Here is a 20811-nt window from a genome sequence, read left to right on the forward strand (position 1 = left end):
TGTACTCCCGTACGGACATGGCCACCGCACACGCCCCGGCCGACCCCCCGGCCCCGGGCGCGCCCCCCCCGCCCCGCGCGGGGGGGGGTCCCCCCCCCGCCGCCCCCGGTGGGGGTTGTACAGGGTGCTCAGACAGCCGCCCTGGTGGCGTCCGCGCCCCAGCTGGCCAGCAGGCGCAGGGCCTCCGCCGACGCGGTACCGGGCTCGGCGTGATACGTGCTCAGGCACTGCTCGCCGTCCCCGGCCGGGTGGAACGACTCGTAGCGCAGCTCCAGCTCGCCCACCAGCGGATGACGCAGCAGCTTGATCCCGTGGGTCTTCTCCCGCACGTCATGGGGGGCCCACAGCCGCCGGAAGTCCTCGCTCTTCACCGACAGCTCGCCCACCAGCGCCGACAGCCGCTGATCGTCGGGATAGCAGCCCGCGTCCATCCGCAGCAGACAGACGATGTCGATCGCCTTCTGCTCCCAGTCGACGAACAGCTCGCGGTACTCGGGGCGCAGAAAGACCAGCCGCGCCCAGTTGCGCTCCCGCTCCGGCAGCTTGCCCCAGTCACCGAACAGCGCCGCCGCCATCGGGTTCCACGCCAGGATGTCGGAGCGGCGCCCGGTGATGTACGCCGGGACGCTGTCGAACGTGTCGAGCAGTTGCCGCAGTGCCATCCGCACCTGCTGGGCGCCGCGCCCGGCCGGCTTCTTCTTGTGCCCCTTGGGCTTGGCCAGATGCGTCAGATGCGCCTGCTCGGCATCGCTCAGCCGCAGCGCCCGCGCGATGGCGTTCAGCACCTCCGCCGACACATTGCGGCCGTTGCCCTGTTCCAGCCGGGTGTAGTACGCCACCGAGACCCCGGCCAGCTGCGCCAGCTCCTCGCGGCGCAGCCCCGGCACCCTGCGGTGGCGCCCGAAGTCCGGCAGCCCCACGTCCTCCGGCTTGAGCCGGGCCCGCCGGGTGCGCAGGAACTCGCTCAGCTCGGCCCTCCGGTCCAGGCCCGCACCGGAGGCGGGCCGATCCCCGGCCGCTCCGCCCGGTCCCGCCCTTCCGCCCGATATGGCAGGTCTGTCCATGGAGTCCATCCCTCAAGTATTGCCGGTCGTACGCCCACCAGCCTGTCCCGGCCAGTAGTAGGCACAGCAAACGTACGCAAGGCTGTGGCCTGGGTAAACAGGAGAGCCGGGCGCAGTCTGGGGTGAGTGTCCGGCGGAAGTCGGCCGGACACGCTCCGTCTTTCCCCTGAGGAGAACCCGGGCATGACCACCGTTGCCGCATACGCCGTCCCCGCCGCGAAGGCTCCCCTGGAGCGCACCACGATCGAACGCCGGGCGGTCGGAGAACACGACATCCTGATCGACATCGCCTTCTCCGGAATCTGTCATTCCGACATCCACCAGGCCCATGAGGGCTGGGGTGAGGCCATCTTCCCGATGGTCCCCGGCCATGAGATCGCGGGCATCGTCGCCGAGGTCGGCCCCGGCGTCACCCGCTACGCCGTCGGCGACCGGGTGGGCGTCGGCTGCCTGGTCGACTCCTGCCGCACCTGCGAGAACTGCAAGGCCGGTCTGGAGCAGTACTGCACCAACGGAAATGTGGGGACGTACAACAGCATCGGCAAGGACGGCGAGCCGACGTACGGCGGCTACGCGCAGACGATCGTCGTCGACGAGAACTACGTCCTGCGGATTCCCGAGGGCATCGGCCTGGACGAGGCGGCGCCGCTGCTGTGCGCGGGCGTCACCACGTACTCCCCGCTGCGGCACTGGAACGCCGGCCCCGGCAAGAAGGTCGCCGTGGTCGGCCTGGGCGGTCTCGGGCACATGGCCGTCAAGCTCGCCCACGCGCTCGGCGCCGAGGTCACCGTGCTGTCGCAGTCCCTGCGCAAGCGGGAGGACGGGCTGAAGCTGGGCGCCGACCACTACCACGCCACCAGCGACCCCAAGACCTTCGAGGAGCTGGCGGGCACCTTCGATCTGATCCTCTCGACCGTCTCCGCGCCCCTCGACTTCGCCGCGTATCTGCGGCTGCTGCGCACCGATGGCGCGCTGGTCAACGTCGGCGCCCCCGAGGAGCCGATCTCGCTCAGCCTGTTCTCGGTGATGGACGGCCGCAAGACGCTGGCCGGGTCGGGCATCGGCGGTATCCCCGAGACCCAGGAGATGCTCGACTTCTGCGCCGCGCACGGGCTGGGCGCCGAGATCGAGGTGATCCGCGCGGACCAGATCAACGAGGCGTACGAGCGGGTGCTGGCCAGCGATGTCCGCTACCGGTTCGTGATCGACGTGTCGACGATCTGAGGGGTCCAGGGGTCCAGGGGTCCAGGGGTCCAGGGATCTGAGGGTGCCCGGGGCGCCGGTCATCTCGTGGTCCGGCGGCCCAGCAGCCACAGCAGGTACGGGCCGCCGACCAGTGAGGTGAGGGCGCCGACGGGGATCTCCAGCGGCGGCAGCAGCGTCCGGGCGGCGAGGTCGGCGGCCACCAGGACGACCGCGCCCGTCAGCGCCGAGCACAGCAGTGGCAGCTGGGGCGTGCGGGTGAGGCGGCGGGCCAGCTGGGGCGCGGTCAGGGCGACGAAGCCGATGGGTCCGGCCGCGCCGGTCGCGGTCGCGGCGAGGACCACACCGAGCACGGTCAGGGCGAGCCGGGTCCGGTTCACCCGTACGCCGATCGCGGCGGCCGTCTCCGGGTCCAGCCCCAGCGGGCGGGCGGCCCGGCTCGCCCACACCAGGGCGGGCAGGGCGGCGATCAGTACGGCGGCGAGGGGCCCCGCCTGTTCCCAGCCGCGCCCGTTCAGGCTCCCGGTCAGCCAGAGTTTGACCTGCTCGGCGGCCTCCAGCTCGCTGTCGGTCAGATACAGCTGCACGACCGCCGACAGCGCGACCCCGATCCCGACGCCGGTCAGCACGAACCGGCTCGGCTGCATCCCGCCCCGCCAGGCCAGCACATAGACCAGCGCGGCAGCCGCGAGCCCTCCGGCGACCGAAACCACCGGCAGCGCCCCCGGCGACGCGACCGCCCCGGTGGCCAGCGCCAGCACCGTCGCCGCCGCGGCCCCGTGCCCCACGCCGATCACATCGGGACTGGCGAGCGGATTGCGGGTCACGGTCTGGATCAGCGCCCCGGCCGCGCCGAGCGCCCCGCCGACCAGGGCGCCCAGCACGATCCGGGGGACACGCAGCTCCCCGACGACCAGTTCGTGTTCCGGCCGCTCGCCGCGCAGGGTCCCCCAGACGTCGAGGGGGGAGACGTACGACTGCCCCAGACACGCCGCCGCGACCATCACCAGGAACAGCACCACCAGCAGCGACAGCGCGATCAGCGCCGAGCGGCGGTGCAGGAGGAGGGAGACCCGGGGGTGGGGGCGCAGGGCGGTCCAGCCGGCCAGGAGAGGGCTCCTTCGTGTCGTACCGGCACGGGGTGGGGTCGTACGGTCGTCCCCGCCGTCCCGAGACGGGTCCCCGGCGCCGGGTGGGCGCCGTACGGTCGGCCGGGCGTTCATGACACGGCTCCCCGGCGTCGTACCAGCACCACCAGCACCGGCACTCCCACCAGCGCTGTCATCACCCCGGCCGGGACCTCCGCCGGGGCCCGGACCACCCGGCCGGCGACATCCGCCGCCACCAGCAGCCCCGCGCCCAGCAGCGCCGACAGGGGCAGTACGGCGCGGTGGCCGCCGCGCACGATCCGGCGGGCGAGATGCGGGACGGCGAGCCCGACGAACGCCACCGGCCCGGCGGCGGCCACCGCGGCGGCGGTCAGCAGGGTCGCGCCCAGCGCGGCGGTGGCCCGTACGACGGTCACCCGGTGTCCCAGGGCCGCCGCCGTCTCGTCGCCGAGCGCCAGCGCGTCCAGGCCCCGGGCGCAGGTCAGTACCAGCACCGCCCCGGTCAGCAGGAACGGCAGCATCGACACCACGGTCCCGGCGTCCCGGCCGCTGAGCGAGCCGACCTGCCAGAACCGGAACTGATCCAGCGTGGCCGAGCTGGAGGTGAGGACGACCGTGGTGCCACCCGCGGCCATCGCGGACAGCGCGGTCCCGGCCAGCGCCAGCTTCACCGGCGTCGCGCCCCCGCGTCCGCGCACCGCGATCCCGTACACCAGAGCGGCGGCGGCGACGGCCCCGGCGAAGGCGTACCAGACGTATCCGCCGAAGCCGCTCGCCAGGCCGAGGCCGAGGGCCAGGACGACCCCGGCGGCGGCGCCCTGCGACAGCCCGAGGATGCCGGGGTCGGCGAGCGGGTTGCGGGTGACCCCCTGGAGCGCGGCCCCGGCCAGCCCGAGCGCGGCCCCGGCGGTCAGCCCGACCTCGGTCCGCGGTACCCGCAGCGACCGTACGACCAGGGCGTCCGGCGAGTCACCGCCGTGCAGCAGCGCGTCCAGCACCGCGCCGGGCGGCACCGGCCGGGTGCCGACGGCGAGGCTGAGCACGGCTACGGCGGCCACGGCGAGGAGGGCCGCGGGCCAGACGAGCGCGCGTACGGCGGCCGGGGGCCGTTCGGGGCCGCCGGGCCCGCGGGTGAGGAGCGGGCGCCGCTTCGGGCGGACGGGGCTGTGCGCGGGGGACGGGCCCCGTGCCGGCCGACGGAGCCCGGGTGCGGGGGACGGGCTACGTCTCGGGCGGTGGAGCCCGGGTGCGGGGGACCGGCGTGCGGACGGCCGCCGGTGTGGCCCGTCCGTCACTTCCCGAGCTGCTCGGCGAGCTGTCCGATGACCAGCCGCGCGGCCGTGGGACCGGCGTTGAGGTACCAGGGGTCGTCGTCCACCTGGACCGCCTGCCCGGCCGCGACGGCGTTCATCGACTGCCACAGCGGCCCGGCGACGACGCTCGCCGCGTCGGTCTCCTCGGCGTCGCCCTGCACCGAGTAGAAGATCCAGTCCCCGTCGGCGACATCGATGGACTCGGCGCCGATGTCCTCCGAGATGGCGTTGAACCGCTGCGACTCGGGCCGGGTCAGCCCCATGTCCACGGCGATCGAGCCGGTGAAGGAGGAGACGCCGAACATCCGGGTGCGGTCGGGCGTGAACCGGACCATGGACACCGTCGGGTCGCCCTCGATCGCCGTGCCCCGCTCGGTGGCGTCCGCGACGATCCCGTCCAGCAGCTCCTGCGCCGCCTGTCCCTTGCCCACGGCCTCGCCGACCAGCAGCAGGTACCGCTTCCAGTTGATGCCCTGGCCCGCGGTGACCACGGTCGGGGCGATCTTCGACAGCTGGGGGTACAGCTCGCCGAGCGAGTCGTTGGCGAGGATCAGATCCGGCTCGGCGGCGGCCAGCGTCTCCAGGTTGGGCGCCGAGCGGGTGCCCGCGTCGGTCATGGCGTCGAGCCGCTCCTTGTACTGCGGGAAGGCGTCGGCGAGATAGTCGGGGACCAGTCCCGCGTTGTCGGCGCGGGTGGTCGCCGTCGGGACCAGGCCGAGGGTGAGCAGATCGTCGAGCTGGCCGGTGCTCAGCACGGCGATCCGGGTCGGCTCGGCGTCGATGGTCGTACTGCCCTGGAAGTGCTCGACCGTGCGCGGGAACTCCCCGTCCGTGCCGGTGTCGGCCCCCATCCCGTCGGCCAGCGCGCTCGGCGCGGCGGACGGGCCCTCGGAGGCCCCGGCGACGAGGTTGCGGTCGCTGTCGCCGCTTCCCGCGTCGGCCTCTTCACCGCTGGAGGAGGAACAACCGGCGAGCAATCCGCCGACCACGGCCGCCGCGAGGGCAGCCTTCAATCCAATAGCGCGCACGACAGGCTCCGGTCGGATGCTCCGACTCGAAACGTTCGAGTACTGAGCTGCGAGTACGGAGCTTCGAGTACCAAGTTTCGAGTATTTAGTAAGGGGAGCCTTACCTTAGCGTGGCTGTCTGTGAGGTGGTGCGGCCGTTGCCGCGGACGCGCCCCGGGGCGCGGGGGCGTGGGCCGGATGCGCCCTGGGCAGGGCGCACCGATCAGGGGGATCCTGGAACCAGGCTCGCGACCGCCCTGAGGAGGCTCACGGCATGACCGTCCAGCTCAACCACACCATCGTCGCCGCCCACGACAAACACGCCTCGGCCCGCTTCCTCGCCGACCTGCTCGGCCTCCAAGTGGGCCCGGAATTCGGCCCGTTCGTGCCCGTCGAGATCCCGGGCGGGGTGACCCTCGACTACGCGGACACCAGCGGCACCATCACCGCCCAGCACTACGCCTTCCTGGTCTCCGAGGACGACTTCGACACCATCTTCGGCCGCATCCGGCAGGCGGGGGTCACGTACTGGGCCGACCCCTACCACTCCCGCGAGGGTGAGATCAATCACCTGGACGGGGGCCGGGGCGCCTACTTCGACGATCCGAACGGCCACGTCCTGGAGATCCTCACGCGGCCCTATGGGAGCGGGGGCTGAGGTGCGGGTGGGCGGTCCGGCTCACAGCTGCGTACCGAACACCTGCGTCCACCACGGGCCGCCCGACCCCTCGTACACCCCCAGACCCGTCTCCTCCACCGAGCAGTTGAGGATGTTGGCGCGATGGCCGGGGCTGTCCATCCAGCCCTGCATCACCTGCGCCGGGGTCCGCTGCCCGAGCGCGATGTTCTCGGCGTAGGTGCTCCAGCGGTAGCCCGCCGCGGTGATGCGGTCGCCGGGGTCGGCGCCGTCCGGGTTGGTGTGGTCGAAGAAGTCCCGCGCGGCCATGTCGGCGGAGTGCCGCTGCGCGGCGGTGTCCAGGGCCGCGTTCTGCCGGACCGGCGAGCAACCGGCCTCGGCCCGCTCGGCGTTCACCAGCTCCAGCACCTGGCCCGCGAACGTCGTCGGCGGCTCCTGCGGGGGCGGCGGGGGAGGCGTGGGCCGTACGGATGTCCTGCTGGGTGCGGGTTCGGGGGCGGGCCGCGTGGTGCTCGCCGACGGGCTCGGCTTCCTGGTGGGGGACGGCGAGGCGGACGGCGAGGGGGAGCGGGACGCGGACGGGCTCGGTGACGGCGAGGCGGAGGCGGGCGCGGAGGAGCGGTCCGGGGTGGCGCGGCTCGCGGTGGCGTCGGCGTTCTCCCGGACGGCCGATGACGGTACGTCCGCCCCGTCGTCCGGCGTCAGCAGCGCGATGGTCCCGCCGCCCGCGATCAGCGCGGCGACCGCGGCCACGACGACCCGACGGCGACGCCTGCGGCGCAGGGTGTGGCGCTGCTGGAGACGGCCGGGGGACTGGCCGCCGTGGTTCGAGGCGAGGGTGAGGGGGGCTGTATCTGGCGGCCAGTTGGTGGTGGGGGCGAGCGGGTCCGGCGGTGCGTTCGTGAGGGCGCCGAGCGGGTCCGGGGGGCCGGTCGGGGTGGTGCCGAGGGGGTCTGGCGGCCAGTTGGTGTTGGCGCCGAGCGGGTCCGGCGGTGCGTTCGTGCCGGCGGTGAGGGGGTCCGGCGGCCAGGCGGTGTTGGCGGTGAGGGGGTCCGGCGGGCCGGTTGGGGTGGCGGTGAGCGCATCCGGCGGCCAACTCGTCGTCGCGGCGGTGGCCAGATCCGGCCCGCCGATCGCCGTGGCGGCCAGTCCGGTGCCGATCGGCACCAGCGCGAGCCCGACCAGCAGGCCCTCGGCGGGGGCCAGCCCCTGGCCCAGCCCGCCGCACACCGTGCAGTCCCGGGTGTGCCGTACCAGCCGCTTGCGCCACAGCGCCGACGGCACCCCGTCCCAGTGGGCGACCGCGTCGTCCAGCAGCACACAACGGGGCACGGTGGCCAGCGCCCGCACCACCACCCGCGACGACTCCAGCTGCGCCTTCATCCGCTGCACCCGTACCGCGGTGTGCCGCGGGGACAGTTCCAGCGCGGCGGCGACCTCCGCCCGGCTCAGCCGCCCGGCCGCCTCCAGCCACCACAGCGACAGCAGCGCCCGGTCGTCGTCGTCCAGCCAGCGGCTCGCCTCGGCGACCTCCCGCCGCTGCCCGGCGAGTCCGAGCCGCAGGATCGCCAGGTCCACGAAGTCGGCGCCGGGGTCCGGGACGTCGTACGCCTCGTACGTCTCGTGCAGCGAGTCCTGGACGACGGGCGCGGTCCGATGGGCGTGCACATGGCCACGTATTCGATTCATCGTGATGGCGACCAGCCAGGACCGGAAGCGGTCCGGCTCGCGCAGCGAACCGAGCGAGTTCAGCGCCCGGATCATCGTCTCCTGGACGACGTCATCGACATCGGCGTGGCCGTTCAGGGCCCGCCCCACGATGTTGTAGACGAGCGGCAGATACTGGGCGATCAGCTCCTGCCGGGCCCGCTGATCGCCCTGCTGCGCCGCCCTGACCAGCGCCGCGGCACCGGCTCCCGCCCCGTCTCCCGCCCTGCCCTCGTCCCTGCCCACGCTCTCTCCTCCGGTCGACTCCGTGCTCGGTGTGCTCGGCGTGCTCGGCTGTCCCTTTCGACACACGGGAGACCTGGCGCGGGCGGCGGCGATAACAGAAATCTGAGTACGGGAGCGTAGGGGTGTTCGAGCGAGGGCGCGGGACGAAACGGACGTGACGGTGCCCATGGCGGGCCGGGCCGGATGTCTGCTACGGGGGGAGCCACCGGGGCATCCGAGGGCGCAGGGGGCTACTCGACCTGGATGCCGTAGTCCCCGATGAGCTGCTCAAGCCCGCCCGCGTACCCCTTCCCGCCGACGACGAAGTCCCAGTCGCCGTTGGCCCGCCGCCGGAAGGAACCGAGCACCAGGGCGGTCTCCCCGGCCCGGCCGTCGGACACCTCCAGCACACCCAGCTCGCCCCCGGACGGGTCCAGCAGCCGGATCCGGGCATCGGTGAAACCGGACAGATCGGCCTCCGGATTCACCTCCGGATCCACGGCGGCCACCAGCACCAGCCGGTCGGAGCCCGTCGGCAGCGTGTCGAAGCCGACCCGGAGCGCGGCCTTGTCCGGCGGCGCGGCGGGGGTCGCGCGGACCGAGCCGTCGGGGGTGCGGGGGTTGTTGAAGAAGACGAAGTGATCGTCGCCGAGCACCCGTTCGCCGTGGCAGACGAGCGCGCACACGTCCAGCGCGACCGTGCCGGACCAGGACATGCCGAGCGTGTTGTGCCCGGTGCCGGGGTCGTCGGGGGGCGGGGGAGCCGCTGACGGGGCCGGGGCCGGGGCGGGGGTGCGGCCGTTGTCGCCGAGCCGCCCGCGCAGCCCGTGGCGGTGCAGCAGATCGACGAGCTGGGCGCCGCCGACCAGTTCCAGCGGCTTGCCGTGCGCGAAGGCGTACGAGCCGGGGCCGAAGCCCGACGTGGTCACCAGGACACCCTTGTTGGCACCGGCGTCCTGGACCGTGCCGTACAGATCGCGTACGGCGGTGGGCGGCACGGTGGCGCGGTAGCGCTTGACCTGGACGACGATCTTCCCGCCCCGGATCGGCGCCGGATCCACCGCGTCGACGTCCACACCCCCGTCGTTCGACCGCGCGGTGGTCACCGCCCGCATCCCCATCGCCCGGAACAACTCGGCCACCAGCCCCTCGAACGCCACCGGGTCCATGGCGTACAGATCGGGTTCGTCGCCCAGGTCGGGTGCCTGGTCGTCATGGGTGACGACCCCGCCGCCCACATCGTCGGGCCGCCGCCCCGGCCGTACCGCCGTCAACTGGTCCGGGCGGGCGGCGAGCTGGCCGCGCAGCGCCTCGGTCAGACAGCTCACCGGGTCGACCTGGTCCAGCCGCAGCCCGGCGAAGAGCGCGCGGGGCGCCATGACGGTCGCGAGCACGATCCGCGCCCGGCGCCCGGTGGCGGGGTCGATCTCATCGACGAAGCCGTTGAGGGCGACGGACTCCAGAGCGCCGTACGCGTCGGCGCGGTACAGCTCACGCAGCGTCAGCAGCACGCACTGCGCCAGCACTTCCCGGTACAGCGTGCGCCGGCGGGTCACCGGGAGAGCCGTCTCCCTGTCCCGGTCCTCACCGACGACGTACCGCACGGACTTCGCCTCGGGCACCACGGCGTACGGCGGCAGCTCCCACTCCAGGACCAGTTGGCGCACGGCCGGGTCGTAGGCGGCGGAGATCTGCCGGGGGAAGTCGACGGGCCAGGCGGTGGAGGCGTACAGCGCGCCGGTGAAGTACTCCACGACCGCCTCCGGCTCCCGGCGCCGGACCCCCTCGGTCACCTCACCCACCCCGTCGTTGTGCCGCCGCACCTCGGCCCGCCGGTCCTCGGCCCAGCGCTCGTACTCGCGCTGCCGTTCCCCGAGTTGCCGCTGGCGCTGCGCCTCGGCGGCCTGGGCCGTGTGCCAGTCGTGCTCGAACCGCGCCCGCGCCTCGGCCTGCGCCCGCTCCCGCTGGTGCGCGGTCCAGCCGCCCTGTGCCGGATAGTGCGCCGGGTCCGGCATGGGTATCGGCCAGGCGAGCGCCCCGGGGTCGAACGGCGGCACGTCCAGCCCCCGCAGCATCGCGGACACCTCGAACGCGGGCGCCTGACAGCCGGTCACCAGCACCTGCCGCAGGGCCTCGACGCGCGCCTCCAGCTCTTCGGTACGCCGCCGCGCCTCGGCATGCCGCTGCTCCTTGTACTCCCGGACCGCTTGGTTGTGCCGCCGCTGCGCCAACTGCACCTCGGCCCGCTGCCGTTGTGCCTCGGCCGCCGCCAGCCGCTGCTGCTGCCGCTGCATCTCCGCCCACACCCCGACCAGCCCGGCAGACCGCCGACTCATCCGCTCCCGCCCTCCCACCCCACCGATGAACTCTCTCCCCCTGATCTTGGCGCAGTGTGCCGTCCTTTGGGGCGGGGGCGGGGCGCATCGTTGCCCTTGGGGGAGCTGACCGGCTGGGAGGGCCGGACTGCGGGTGGTGCCGGGTGGTGCCGGGTGGTCTACGAGGAGGCGGACGCGGTTCTGTTCGCGGGTGCCCGGTCGCCGGATCCGCGACCACTCTGCCCAACTCGGCGGCGTCCTACGAGGGGCCCGGCGGACTCGACCGAGTACCAAGTGTCCTGGTACCGCCGCCCGGCGGCGACGTGAAGGCGTCGCGCGCCCGGGGGTGCCCCCGCCCGTCCACGCCTTCGCGTCCACGCGCCTTCTCGTCCGGCTTGTCCGGTTCTCGTTTGGGGCCCGTTCCGCTCGGCGGCCGTTGGCGCTGTGCGGTCACCCACCGGCCTTGGCCACGCCGATCGGGCAGGACACCCCGGTGCCGCCGATGCCGCAGTATCCGGCCGGGTTCTTGTCCAGGTACTGCTGGTGGTACCCCTCCGCCGGATAGAACGTGCGGTCCTGCGCCGGGAGGATCTCCGTGGTGATCGTGCCGTAGCCGGAGGCGGTGAGGACCTTCTGGTAGGCCGCGCGGGAGGAATCGGCGGTGGCGGCCTGCGCGGGGGAGTGGGTGTAGATCGCGGAGCGGTACTGGGTCCCGACGTCGTTGCCCTGGCGGAAGCCCTGGGTGGGGTCGTGGGACTCCCAGAACGTCTTCAGGAGCGACTCGTACGAGATCACCTTCGGGTCGAAGACGACGCGGACCGCCTCCGTGTGACCGGTCAGGCCCGAGCAGACCTCCTCATAGGTCGGGTTCTCGGTGGACCCGCCCTGGTAGCCGACCAGGGTCGTGTACACGCCCGCCGGGAGCTGCCAGAACTTGCGCTCGGCGCCCCAGAAACAACCCAGGCCGAAGTCGGCGACCTCCAGGCCATCGGGGTAGGGGCCGCTGAGCGGGGTGCCGAGGACGGTGTGGCGGTCGGGAACGCTGAAGGCCGGCTCCGGGCGTCCCCGCAGCGCCTGCTCGGGGGAGGGCAGCTGGGGCGTACGGCTGTGCAGGAACATCGCGGTCTCCAATCAGTGGTCAGTGGCGTCAACGTATGGCGGACCCCCGGAATTCCGGTCCGGACGGCGGTCGATGCCGCGCGGCCGGGCGTCGGGAGCGGGGCTGGGCGGCCGGACCGGGGTCGGCCGGGCGGAGCAGGGCTGGGCGGCCGGGGCGGGGCTGCGAGGCCGGCGGTGCGGAACGGTCACGGGGGACGGGGACGCGGGGCCGCCGGGAACAGGGCCGCAGGCGTCAGCGGCGCAAGTGGCGCACGGCGCCCGGCCTCAGCGCCGCCGGGGGCGGTGATGCGAGGCTGCCAGGCGCAGGGGTAGCGGGGCCACCGGGGCCAGTGACGCAGGACCGCACGGAACAGGGCCGGAGACGTCAGTGGTGCACGGCGCTCGGCCTCTGGCGCCGCCGGGGTCAACGGCGCAGGCACCTCCGCCGCAGGGGCCGCCCGGAGGCTGCGGCACAGCCCCTGGGCCTCGGTGCCGCAGTGTCGCCGGGCCGCCCGGGGTCGTGGCGTGGGGCACCGGGGAGAGGGCCGCCGGGCCGCTGGGGTCAACGGCCCACGCTCCCCGGCCGCAGGGCCATCCGGGGCGGCGGCACAGCCCCCGGCCTCGGTGCCGCAACCTCCCCGGGCTGCCCGGGGTCGTAGCGCCGGGGCCCCAGGGACAGAGCCGCCGGGCCACCAGGGTCAGCGGCGCGCAGGCACCTCCGCCGCAGGGCCGCCCGGGGCAGCGGGTACAGCCCCCGGTCTCGGTGCCCCAGTGCCGCCGGGCCGCCCGGGGTCGTGGCGTAGGGCCACCAGGGAGAGGGCCGCCGAGGTCAGCGGCGTGCAGGCCCCTGCGCCACAGGGCCGCCGAGGTCAGTGGCGTACAGGCCCCCTCCGCCACAGGGGCCGCCCGGGGCGGCGGCGCAGCCACCCCGGCTCTCAGTGCCGCAGCGTCGCCGGGCTGCCCCCGTTCGCCTCGTAGCCCGCCACCGCCAGGGCGCGGTACACCGCGAACTCCGCCGCCGGGTCCGGGGACAGGGTCCAGGGGAGGGCGCCCACATGGCCGTCGGCGTGCGTCAGCTGGCCCATGGCCTCCGCCCAGCGCTCGGAGCGGACCAGGAAGAAGATCAGGAGGTGGCGTACATGCGCGAGCATCGGGTCGTCCGCGCGGGCCGAGTGCACCGCGTGCAGGGCGCCGTGCACCGCCTTGGTGACCACCTGGCTCTGGTAGAAGCCCGCCACCAGATTGACCTCGGGCAGATGCTCGAACACCGCGAACAGGGGCATCGCCGCCAGCAGCGAGCCTCTCGGCGCCCGCGCCGCCGCCGCTTCCGCGAACGAGTACGCCAGCTCCCGCGAGCCGTGCCACTTCTCGCACCAGTAGTGCAGCGCCGCCAGATGCGCCCCCATGTGGTTCGGCGCCCGGTCCAGGATCTTCAGCCAGAGCTGCTCGAACTCCGCACGCGGATAGCCGAGGCCCCGCGCGACCGACAACTCCACGATGTACGGGACCGGATCCCCCGGGGCGAGCAACGCGGCCTCGCCGCACGCCGCCCTGGCCTCCTCCATGATGATCCGGAAGTCGTCCGTGCCCGGCGTCGCCGTCCGCCACGCCTGCTGCACCAGGAACTCCGCGTGCACGGCAGCGCCGCCCGCGTCCTTCGGCTGCTCGGCGCGCCACACCCGCAGCCACTGCCCGCCGGGCGTCTCGCCCACACCCCCCGGCCGCTGCTGAAGCTCCAGCGACGCCGCGCCCGCGAACGCCTGCACCCGCTGCCAGCGCAGCTCACCCCCCGCGCCCGTGCCCGCGAGCAACTGCGCCGCCGCGCGGTGGTCCTGCGTGCGCTGCACCAGGTCCAGGACGTCCAGCAGATCCTGGTCCGGGCCGGGCATCCGGATGTCCAGCTCCTCCTGCCGTACGAAGCCGTAGTTCGCGGGGTCGGCCGCGTCCGGGTGGCCGGGCGGGACCTGCTCGATGCCGCGCCGCCTGCGCAGGACGAGCGGACCCAGCACGAAGCCCAGCATGAGCAGCGCCATCAGGACCCAGAGAATCTCCATGCCTCAAGCGAACCAGACCGCGCCGACAATTGGCCAACCTGGTCCCCCGCCTGTGGATAACTCTCCGTTCACCGGCCGTCACGCCGACACCCGCCCTGCGGGCGGACTACGCTCGGGGCCCATGAGCGACAGGCACATCAGTCAGCACTTCGAGACGCTCGCGATCCACGCGGGCAACACCGCCGATCCCCTGACCGGGGCGGTCGTCCCGCCGATCTACCAGGTGTCCACCTACAAGCAGGACGGCGTCGGCGGCCTGCGCGGCGGCTACGAGTACAGCCGCAGCGCCAACCCCACCAGGACCGCCCTGGAGGAGAACCTCGCGGCCCTGGAGGGCGGTCGCCGGGGCCTCGCCTTCGCGTCCGGACTGGCGGCCGAGGACTGCCTGCTGCGTACGCTGCTCAGCCCCGGTGACCACGTGGTCATCCCGAACGACGCCTACGGCGGCACGTTCCGCCTGTTCGCCAAGGTCGTCGCCCGCTGGGGCGTGGAATGGTCGGTCGCCGACACCAGCGACCCCGCCGCCGTGCGCGCCGCGATCACCCCGAAGACCAAGGCCGTCTGGGTGGAGACCCCCTCCAACCCGCTGCTCGGCATCACCGACATCGCGGCCGTCGCCCAGATCGCCCGCGACGCCGGTGCCCGCCTGGTCGTGGACAACACCTTCGCCACGCCCTATCTCCAGCAGCCGCTGTCGCTCGGCGCCGATGTCGTCGTGCACTCCCTGACCAAGTACATGGGCGGCCACTCGGACGTCGTCGGCGGCGCCCTGGTCGTCGGCGACGAGACACTCGGCGACGAACTGGCCTTCCACCAGAACGCCATGGGCGCGGTCGCCGGGCCGTTCGACTCCTGGCTGGTGCTGCGCGGCGCCAAGACGCTGCCCGTGCGCATGGACCGGCACAGCGAGAACGCCGTGAAGATCGCCGACATGCTCACCCGGCACGCGCGCGTGACGCGCGTGCTGTACCCGGGCCTGCCCGACCACCCCGGTCACGAGACCGCCGCCAAGCAGATGCGGTCCTTCGGCGGCATGGTCTCCTTCCAGGTCGAGGGCGGCGAGGAGGCGGCCGTGCGGGTCTGCGACCGGGCCAAGGTCTTCACGCTGGGCGAGTCCCTCGGCGGTGTCGAGTCCCTGATCGAGCACCCGGGCCGGATGACCCACGCCTCCGTCGCGGGCTCGGCCCTGGAGGTTCCCGCCGACCTGGTCCGGCTCTCCGTAGGCATCGAGAACGTGGACGATCTGCTGGGGGACCTCCAGCAGGCCCTCGCCCGACCCTGACCGATCCCGGCCGCGCGGGCACGTGTTACCTGCGGTGAAGTTCCCGTCTCACCAGGGTGGAGTCGTCTGCGACGGTGGCTCCACCCACGGGCGGGCGGTCAGCGCCCATACGGCGAGGGCCACGGACGCGCCCAGGATCAGCAGCCACATCAGGCGCAGCGCGATCCGCCGGCGGTGCCGTATGCGGCTGCCCCGGCGGACGGCCTCCCGGTGCAGCTCCGGCGGCACCGGGGGCGGGCTCCGTCGCAGGATCCGGCGGGCGGCGGCCTCGCGGTCGGCCCGGCTCATCGCGTGCCCCTCATGAGGCCGCCGCCTTGGGCACCCGCGGCGCGGTGACCGGCTGTGCGGGCCGCCGGGGCGGGTGCAGCAGGGTCGCCGTGGCCCGGTCGCAGAGGGCGCGGACCCGTTCGACGGGCAGACCCAGCAGGGCGGCGGTCTGCTGCTCGGGAACCCCCTCGTAGAGCCGCAGGACAAGAATCAGCCGCTCTCGCGGGGCGAGCCCGGCCAGGGTGCTGTGCGGATGCGGACGGGCCCTGCCGAACGCCCCGTACCGATGCCAGGCGGCGTGCGCGAAGCGGCCCGCGAGGTACTCGCGGGCCCGGCTGTAGGGATCCTCGCCGTGCAGGCGGTCCCAGGACGCGTACGTATGGGCGAGGGCGAGGGTGAGCAGGTGCCGCGCGCGTGGGTTGTCGCGGGGGAGTTCCGCGGTGAGCAGGGTGGCGGTGTGCAGCAGCCGGCCGGAGGCGCCCGCCACGAACGCCTCGAACTCCCGGTCCCGGCGCCCGCCGTGCACCGCCGTACGCCGTTCTCGCACCGCGCCTCCCCCTGAGGCCGATCGGCGGGACGGCCCAGGAAGCCGTCTGCCTTTCGCACTCATCTGAGGCCCGCCACGCCCCGCCGGTCAAGAACCGTGCACGGTCCGGTGCGGCCGAGTGCGCCGGAGTACGGCGGTGCGGCGAGGGCGCGTACCGCGCGCGGGTGGGCCGCCGGGCTCGACGGGAGGCCGGACGGGGAAGGGACCGCCCGGCCGGAGCGGGCGGCGGGTCGCTCAGGTGCCGTTCGGCGATTCGGCCACCGGTTCGCCCTGGGCCGACATCCGGGAGGACAGCGCGCGGTTGAAACGGGTGAGGAGTGTGCAGAACGCCTCGCGCTCTTCCGGCGCCCAGTCCTCGGTCAGCTCGGCCATGAGCCGGCGCCGCGAGGAGCGCACCTCCTCCAGCCGGGAGAGCCCGCGCGGGGAGAGCTGGAGCACCACCGCGCGGCCGTCCTCGGGGTGCGAGGTCCGCTTGACCAGCCCGGTGTCGACCAGCGGGGCCACCTGCCGGGTGACCGTGGAGGAGTCGATGCCCATGCTGGAGGCGAGCGCCTTGACGCCCATCGGGCCCTCGTTGTCGAGGCGGTTGAGCAGCAGATACGCGGCGCGGTCCATGGAGTTGCGCACCTGACCGACTCCGCCGAGCCGGGTCTGTTCGGCCCGGCGTGCGAACACCGCGACCTCGTGCTGCAACGTGTCGAGGAGACCGGTGTCACCGACGGTCGTCATGTCCATCGACATGTCAGGTGTTGTGGGCATGGCCGGAGGCTCACTTCATGCTGGGTGCAAGGTTGGGGGACAGGGTACGCGGCTGGAGGGTGGGCCGTACCGACGCTGCAAAAACCGGTCTCGGTGCTTGGTCACACCCGCGCGCGCCGCCTGTGAACTGCGAGACTTGAGCCATGAACCACCGCAGGACCACCCCTCTCGCACCGGTCACGCTCGACGATGTACGCGGCGCGCAGAAGATGCTGACGGGTGTGGCGCGGATGACCGCCATGGAGGGCAGCCGCTATCTGACCCAGCTGATCGGCTCCCCGGTGCACCTCAAGTGCGAGAACCTCCAGCGGACCGGTTCGTTCAAGCTGCGCGGCGCCTATGTGCGGATCGCCGGGCTGCTGCCGGAGGAGCGGGCGGCCGGGGTGGTCGCGGCGAGCGCCGGCAATCACGCGCAGGGCGTGGCCCTGGCGTCCTCCTTGCTCGGGGTGCGGGCGACGGTCTTCATGCCGCAGGGCGCCCCGCTGCCCAAGATCAGCGCGACCCGGGAGTACGGCGCCGAGGTGCGGCTGCACGGTCAGGTCGTCGACGAGACACTGGCCGGCGCGCAGGAGTACGCCCGGACGACGGGCGCGGTGTTCATCCACCCCTTCGACCACCCCGACATCATCGCCGGACAGGGCACGGTCGGGCTGGAGATCCTGGAGCAGTGCCCGGAGGTCCGCACGATCGTCGTCGGGATGGGCGGCGGCGGGCTCGCGGCGGGGATCGCGGTCGCGGTCAAGGCGCTGCGGCCGGACGTACGGATCATCGGGGTGCAGGCGGAGGGCGCGGCGGCGTATCCGCCGTCGCTGGCGGCCGGGCGTCCGGTCGCGATCGGGCAGCCGGCGACGATGGCCGACGGCATCAAGGTCGGGCGGCCGGGCGATGTGCCGTTCGCGATCTGCGCGGAACTGGTGGACGAGGTCCGTACGGTCTCCGAGGACGCGCTGTCGGCCGCGCTGCTGCTGTGCCTGGAGCGGGCGAAGCTGGTCGTGGAGCCGGCCGGGGCGAGCCCGGTCGCCGCGCTGCTGAGCGACACCGGCGGGATCGGCGGGCCGGTGGTCGCGGTGCTGTCCGGCGGCAACGTCGATCCGCTGCTGATGCAGCGGGTGCTGCGGCACGGGATGGCCGCGCAGGGCCGCTACCTGGCCGTTCGGCTCCGGCTGACCGACCGTCCCGGCGCCCTCGCCTCGCTCCTCGGGGCGTTGTCAGTGGTGGACGCTAACGTCCTCGATGTGAGTCACGTACGGACCGACCCGCGGCTCGGGCTCACGGAGGCGGAGGTGGAGCTGCACCTGGAGACCAAGGGACCGGCGCACTGCGCCGAGGTCGGCAGGACCCTGCGCGAAGCGGGGTACACGGTCATCGACTGAGCCGCTCGGGCGGAGAAAGCCCAGGTCAGCGCCGTCTCATCACCCGTCCAGGGGAATCGCGGAAAACTCCGTTGTGAGACGCGATACATCGCGTTATGGTGTGTCGCGTGGCACCGATCTCGCCATCTGCCGGGCGGACAGGACCGCCCGTATTGACGTTTCTCGAATCAACCATGACCCTGTGGAGACTCATATGCCAGGCGCCATCTATGCCGAAGGTCTGGTCAAGACCTTCGGCGACGTAAAGGCACTGGACGGCGTCGACCTCGATGTCCCGGAAGGCACCGTCCTGGGCCTGCTCGGGCCGAACGGCGCGGGAAAGACCACCACCGTACGCTGTCTGACCACCCTGCTGCGTCCCGACAGCGGCCGGGCCGTCGTCGCCGGGATCGACGTCCTCAAGCGGCCCAATGACGTCCGGCGCTCCATCGGCCTGTCCGGCCAGTTCGCGGCGGTCGACGAATATCTGACCGGCCGGGAGAACCTCCAGATGGTCGGCCAGCTCTATCAGATGAAGGCCAAGGCCGCGAAGGTCCGTGCCGCCGAGCTGCTCGACCAGTTCAATCTCTCGGACGCGGCCGACCGGCCCGCCAAGACCTACTCCGGCGGTATGCGCCGCCGGCTCGACCTGGCGGCGGCCCTCGTGGTCCGCCCCCCGGTGATGTTCATGGACGAGCCGACCACCGGCCTCGACCCCCGCAACCGCCAGCAACTGTGGGAGGTCATCAAGCAGTTGGTCTCCGGCGGTACGACACTCCTGCTCACCACCCAGTATCTGGAGGAGGCCGACCACCTCGCCCATGACATCGCGGTGGTCGACCACGGCCGGGTGATCGCCCGGGGCACCTCCGACCAGCTCAAGGCCCGCACCGGCGGCGAGCGCGTCGAGGTCGTCGTGCACGAGCGGGACGACATCACCACCGCCTCCGAGGTGCTGCGCGGCTTCGGCAAGGGCGAGACCACGGTCGAGCAGCACACCCGCAAGCTCACGGTCCCCGTCACGGGCGGCGCCAAGCTGCTCGCCGAGATCATCCGCGATCTCGACACCCGGGGCATCGAGATCGACGACATCGGCCTGCGCCGCCCGACTCTGGACGACGTCTTCCTCTCCCTGACCGGCCACGTGGCCGAGGAGAACGACCCGGGCAACGGCGCTGCGGACGCGGAGCAGGGCGACGGCAAGGCACGCAAGCAGAAGAAAGAGGAGGCCGCGAAGTGAGCGCCGTCAAGGACGCGGTGGCCATCGCACCGCCCACGAACCCGGTGGTCCAGTCCGTGCGGGACTCACTGGTCGTCGCCAGGCGGAACCTGATCAGAATGTCCCGTATTCCGGAAATGATAATTTTCGGACTCTTTCAGCCCATTATGTTTGTGGTGCTGTTCAGTTATGTCTTCGGCGGCTCCATGGACATCGGGGGCACCACCGACCCCGCCGTCTACCGGGAGTTCCTGATGGCGGGCATCTTCGCGCAGACCGTCACCTTCGCGACGGCGGGCGCGGGCGCGGGCATCGCCGACGACATGCACAAGGGCCTGATCGACCGCTTCCGCTCGCTGCCGATGGCCCGTGGCGCGGTCCTCACCGGGCGGACCCTGGCCGACCTGGTGCAGACGGCGCTCACGCTGTTCGTGCTCGCGATCGTCGCCCTGCTGGTCGGCTGGCGCACCCACACCAGCCTCGGCGAGGTGCTCGGCGCGTTCGGCCTGCTGCTCCTGCTGGGTTACGCGTTCACCTGGGTCGGCGCGCTGATCGGCCTGTCCGTGCGCACCCCCGAGGCGGCCACCTCCGGCGGCCTGGTCTGGCTGTTCCCGGTCACCTTCGTGTCCAACGCGTTCGTGGACAGCAGCCGGATGACCCCCTGGCTCCAGCACGTGGCCGACTGGAACCCCTTCAGCGCGACGGTCCAGGCCTGCCGGGAGCTCTTCGGCAACCCCGGGGTCTCCCCGTCGGACGCCTGGCCCATGCAGCACCCGGTCTGGGCGTCGCTGATCTGGTCCGTCCTGATCATCGTGGTGTTCCGGACCCTGGCGGTGCGCAAGTACCGCAGCGCGGGCGGTTGACCGGACCGCGCAGGCGAGGTGGGGCACCCTGCGGAAGGGCCAGGACCGGATCGCCGGGTCCTGGCCCTTCGCGCGTGTCCGCGCCGCATCTCCATTCGCCCCGGCCTGCCGCCTGTCGGCCGCCGCCGGTCTGGTCACGGACCTACGGACCCGCGACATCGGCGTAGTGATGAGGCACCACGGACCCGACCGCGTGCGGCTCCGCCCTCTTCACGGAGGGGGGCGGGAGACGGAGGGGCGGGAGATACCGGGAGATACAGGGGGCGGCAGGTCGCAACGCCCACCCCGACGCTCAGGGTCCGCCCGCCCTTCAGGACTTGCCCCGCATCTCAGAGCCCGCCCCGCCCCCCGGCGCCCGATCCGGCGCCGACCGTCTCACACGCGTCCGGGACGTCCTCGCCCCCGCCCGTTTCCGTCGCCGTCGCCGCGATGACGGCGTCCAGGGTGTCCCGTGCGGTCAGCAGGTCGGCGACGGCCTCGTTGATGCGGTCGCGTTCCCGGTGCAGGTCGGGCAGCATGCCGGAACAGACCGGCGCCAGGATCTTCCCGTCGTCGACCATGCACGGCATCAGTTCGGCGATCGTGGCGGTGCCCAGACCGGCAGCGAGCAGCATCCGGATGCCCCGGACGGTGGCCACGTCCTCTTCCGCGAACTCGCGATATCCGCTGGGCCGCCGCGTCGGCCTGAGCAGCCCCTGCTCCTCGTAGTAGCGCAGCAGACGCTGGCTGACCCCGGTCCTCCGGGAGAACTCCCCCATACGCATGTGATGACCACCACGTTCAGTTGACT

Annotated in this window: 18 protein-coding genes; 6 read left to right on the forward strand and 12 right to left on the reverse strand. The window is 73.2% G+C overall.

Going from position 1 to position 20811, the window contains the following annotated elements; genetic code table 11:
- Nucleotides 1–128: 128 nt before the first annotated feature.
- Entirely contained in the window at nt 129–1064 is a 936-nt protein-coding gene (locus tag ACFXAZ_RS03035; protein ID WP_384584181.1) for a helix-turn-helix domain-containing protein, read from the reverse strand.
- Nucleotides 1065–1247: 183 nt separating this feature from the next.
- Between ACFXAZ_RS03035 and ACFXAZ_RS03040 the strand changes: the two genes are divergently transcribed.
- Nucleotides 1248–2288 (forward strand): NAD(P)-dependent alcohol dehydrogenase, encoded by a 1041-nt coding sequence (locus tag ACFXAZ_RS03040; RefSeq protein ID WP_384584183.1) that lies wholly within the window; start codon nt 1248–1250, stop codon nt 2286–2288.
- Between the two features lie 59 nt (nt 2289–2347).
- Here the strand turns inward: ACFXAZ_RS03040 and ACFXAZ_RS03045 are convergent, their stop codons facing one another.
- The 3 genes from ACFXAZ_RS03045 to ACFXAZ_RS03055 all read right to left on the reverse strand — a co-directional run bounded on the left by ACFXAZ_RS03045 (nt 2348) and on the right by ACFXAZ_RS03055 (nt 5717).
- Nucleotides 2348–3490, reverse strand: a complete 1143-nt coding sequence (locus ACFXAZ_RS03045; RefSeq protein WP_384584186.1) for a FecCD family ABC transporter permease — start codon at nt 3488–3490, stop codon at nt 2348–2350.
- Nucleotides 3487–4434: a FecCD family ABC transporter permease gene (locus ACFXAZ_RS03050; protein ID WP_384584189.1), complete on the reverse strand. Its 948-nt coding sequence runs from the start codon at nt 4432–4434 to the stop codon at nt 3487–3489. Before ACFXAZ_RS03050 ends, ACFXAZ_RS03045 begins: the two co-directional genes overlap by 4 nt.
- Before the next feature lie 233 nt (nt 4435–4667).
- A complete protein-coding gene (locus tag ACFXAZ_RS03055; protein ID WP_384584192.1) occupies nt 4668–5717 on the reverse strand; it encodes an ABC transporter substrate-binding protein in 1050 nt (349 codons plus the stop codon).
- 253 nt (nt 5718–5970) lie between these two features.
- Here ACFXAZ_RS03055 and ACFXAZ_RS03060 point away from each other — a divergent pair, with 253 nt between their 5' ends.
- Entirely contained in the window at nt 5971–6354 is a 384-nt protein-coding gene (locus ACFXAZ_RS03060; RefSeq protein WP_384584195.1) for a VOC family protein, read from the forward strand.
- Between the two features lie 21 nt (nt 6355–6375).
- On the opposite strand, the gene ACFXAZ_RS03065 is transcribed toward ACFXAZ_RS03060, so the two are convergent.
- The 4 genes from ACFXAZ_RS03065 to ACFXAZ_RS03080 form a co-directional block, all read right to left on the reverse strand.
- Nucleotides 6376–8286, reverse strand: coding sequence for a sigma-70 family RNA polymerase sigma factor (locus tag ACFXAZ_RS03065; protein ID WP_384584198.1), 1911 nt, complete (start codon nt 8284–8286; stop codon nt 6376–6378).
- A gap of 230 nt (nt 8287–8516) precedes the next feature.
- Nucleotides 8517–10601: a restriction endonuclease gene (locus tag ACFXAZ_RS03070; protein ID WP_384584201.1), complete on the reverse strand. Its 2085-nt coding sequence runs from the start codon at nt 10599–10601 to the stop codon at nt 8517–8519.
- Between the two features lie 429 nt (nt 10602–11030).
- The gene (gene msrA, locus ACFXAZ_RS03075; protein WP_384584204.1) at nt 11031–11699 is read right to left on the reverse strand and encodes a peptide-methionine (S)-S-oxide reductase MsrA; all 669 of its coding nucleotides are present in this window, start codon (nt 11697–11699) and stop codon (nt 11031–11033) included.
- A gap of 914 nt (nt 11700–12613) precedes the next feature.
- Nucleotides 12614–13732: a hypothetical protein gene (locus ACFXAZ_RS03080; RefSeq protein ID WP_384584207.1), complete on the reverse strand. Its 1119-nt coding sequence runs from the start codon at nt 13730–13732 to the stop codon at nt 12614–12616.
- A gap of 121 nt (nt 13733–13853) precedes the next feature.
- Between ACFXAZ_RS03080 and ACFXAZ_RS03085 the strand changes: the two genes are divergently transcribed.
- A complete protein-coding gene (locus ACFXAZ_RS03085) occupies nt 13854–15014 on the forward strand; it encodes a cystathionine gamma-synthase (RefSeq protein WP_384584210.1) in 1161 nt (386 codons plus the stop codon).
- A 48-nt stretch (nt 15015–15062) separates the two neighbouring features.
- Here ACFXAZ_RS03085 and ACFXAZ_RS03090 read toward each other — a convergent pair whose 3' ends face one another.
- The 3 genes from ACFXAZ_RS03090 to ACFXAZ_RS03100 all read right to left on the reverse strand — a co-directional run bounded on the left by ACFXAZ_RS03090 (nt 15063) and on the right by ACFXAZ_RS03100 (nt 16569).
- Nucleotides 15063–15302 carry a hypothetical protein gene (locus tag ACFXAZ_RS03090; RefSeq protein ID WP_384584213.1) on the reverse strand — a complete coding sequence of 80 codons (240 nt, stop codon included), beginning with the start codon at nt 15300–15302 and terminating at the stop codon, nt 15063–15065.
- Nucleotides 15303–15312: 10 nt separating this feature from the next.
- A complete protein-coding gene (locus ACFXAZ_RS03095; protein WP_384584216.1) occupies nt 15313–15828 on the reverse strand; it encodes a sigma factor-like helix-turn-helix DNA-binding protein in 516 nt (171 codons plus the stop codon).
- Nucleotides 15829–16062: 234 nt separating this feature from the next.
- On the reverse strand, nt 16063–16569 hold the full coding sequence (locus ACFXAZ_RS03100) for a MarR family winged helix-turn-helix transcriptional regulator (RefSeq protein WP_384584525.1): 507 nt from the start codon (nt 16567–16569) through the stop codon (nt 16063–16065).
- Between the two features lie 161 nt (nt 16570–16730).
- On the opposite strand from ACFXAZ_RS03100, the gene ilvA reads away from it, so the two are divergent.
- The 3 genes from ilvA (at nt 16731) to ACFXAZ_RS03115 (ending at nt 20021) form a co-directional block, all read left to right on the forward strand.
- Nucleotides 16731–17960, forward strand: a complete 1230-nt coding sequence (gene ilvA, locus ACFXAZ_RS03105) for a threonine ammonia-lyase (protein WP_384584219.1) — start codon at nt 16731–16733, stop codon at nt 17958–17960.
- A 193-nt stretch (nt 17961–18153) separates the two neighbouring features.
- Entirely contained in the window at nt 18154–19179 is a 1026-nt protein-coding gene (locus ACFXAZ_RS03110) for an ATP-binding cassette domain-containing protein (RefSeq protein ID WP_384584222.1), read from the forward strand.
- Entirely contained in the window at nt 19176–20021 is an 846-nt protein-coding gene (locus ACFXAZ_RS03115) for an ABC transporter permease (RefSeq protein WP_384584225.1), read from the forward strand. The genes ACFXAZ_RS03110 and ACFXAZ_RS03115 overlap by 4 nt, the downstream gene beginning before the upstream one ends.
- 329 nt (nt 20022–20350) lie before the next feature.
- On the opposite strand, the gene ACFXAZ_RS03120 is transcribed toward ACFXAZ_RS03115, so the two are convergent.
- Nucleotides 20351–20785, reverse strand: a complete 435-nt coding sequence (locus ACFXAZ_RS03120) for a MerR family transcriptional regulator (RefSeq protein ID WP_384584227.1) — start codon at nt 20783–20785, stop codon at nt 20351–20353.
- Between the last annotated feature and the right edge of the window lie 26 nt (nt 20786–20811).

The sequence above is a fragment of the Streptomyces sp. NPDC059477 genome (assembly GCF_042749375.1).
Taxonomy (GTDB): domain Bacteria; phylum Actinomycetota; class Actinomycetes; order Streptomycetales; family Streptomycetaceae; genus Streptomyces.

Excerpts from the sequence above, each read along its gene's own strand:
- ACFXAZ_RS03080 (WP_384584207.1), bottom strand. The coding sequence starts at position 13,732 with ATGGAGATTCTCTGGGTCCTGATGGCGCTGCTCATGCTGGGCTTCGTG.
- msrA (WP_384584204.1), bottom strand. The coding sequence starts at position 11,699 with ATGTTCCTGCACAGCCGTACGCCCCAGCTGCCCTCCCCCGAGCAGGCG.
- ACFXAZ_RS03110 (WP_384584222.1), top strand. The coding sequence starts at position 18,154 with ATGCCAGGCGCCATCTATGCCGAAGGTCTGGTCAAGACCTTCGGCGAC.
- ACFXAZ_RS03035 (WP_384584181.1), bottom strand. The coding sequence starts at position 1,064 with ATGGACAGACCTGCCATATCGGGCGGAAGGGCGGGACCGGGCGGAGCG.
- ACFXAZ_RS03070 (WP_384584201.1), bottom strand. The coding sequence starts at position 10,601 with ATGAGTCGGCGGTCTGCCGGGCTGGTCGGGGTGTGGGCGGAGATGCAG.
- ACFXAZ_RS03060 (WP_384584195.1), top strand. The coding sequence starts at position 5,971 with ATGACCGTCCAGCTCAACCACACCATCGTCGCCGCCCACGACAAACAC.
- ACFXAZ_RS03085 (WP_384584210.1), top strand. The coding sequence starts at position 13,854 with ATGAGCGACAGGCACATCAGTCAGCACTTCGAGACGCTCGCGATCCAC.
- ilvA (WP_384584219.1), top strand. The coding sequence starts at position 16,731 with ATGAACCACCGCAGGACCACCCCTCTCGCACCGGTCACGCTCGACGAT.
- ACFXAZ_RS03040 (WP_384584183.1), top strand. The coding sequence starts at position 1,248 with ATGACCACCGTTGCCGCATACGCCGTCCCCGCCGCGAAGGCTCCCCTG.
- ACFXAZ_RS03045 (WP_384584186.1), bottom strand. The coding sequence starts at position 3,490 with ATGAACGCCCGGCCGACCGTACGGCGCCCACCCGGCGCCGGGGACCCG.
- ACFXAZ_RS03090 (WP_384584213.1), bottom strand. The coding sequence starts at position 15,302 with ATGAGCCGGGCCGACCGCGAGGCCGCCGCCCGCCGGATCCTGCGACGG.
- ACFXAZ_RS03120 (WP_384584227.1), bottom strand. The coding sequence starts at position 20,785 with ATGCGTATGGGGGAGTTCTCCCGGAGGACCGGGGTCAGCCAGCGTCTG.
- ACFXAZ_RS03100 (WP_384584525.1), bottom strand. The coding sequence starts at position 16,569 with ATGTCGATGGACATGACGACCGTCGGTGACACCGGTCTCCTCGACACG.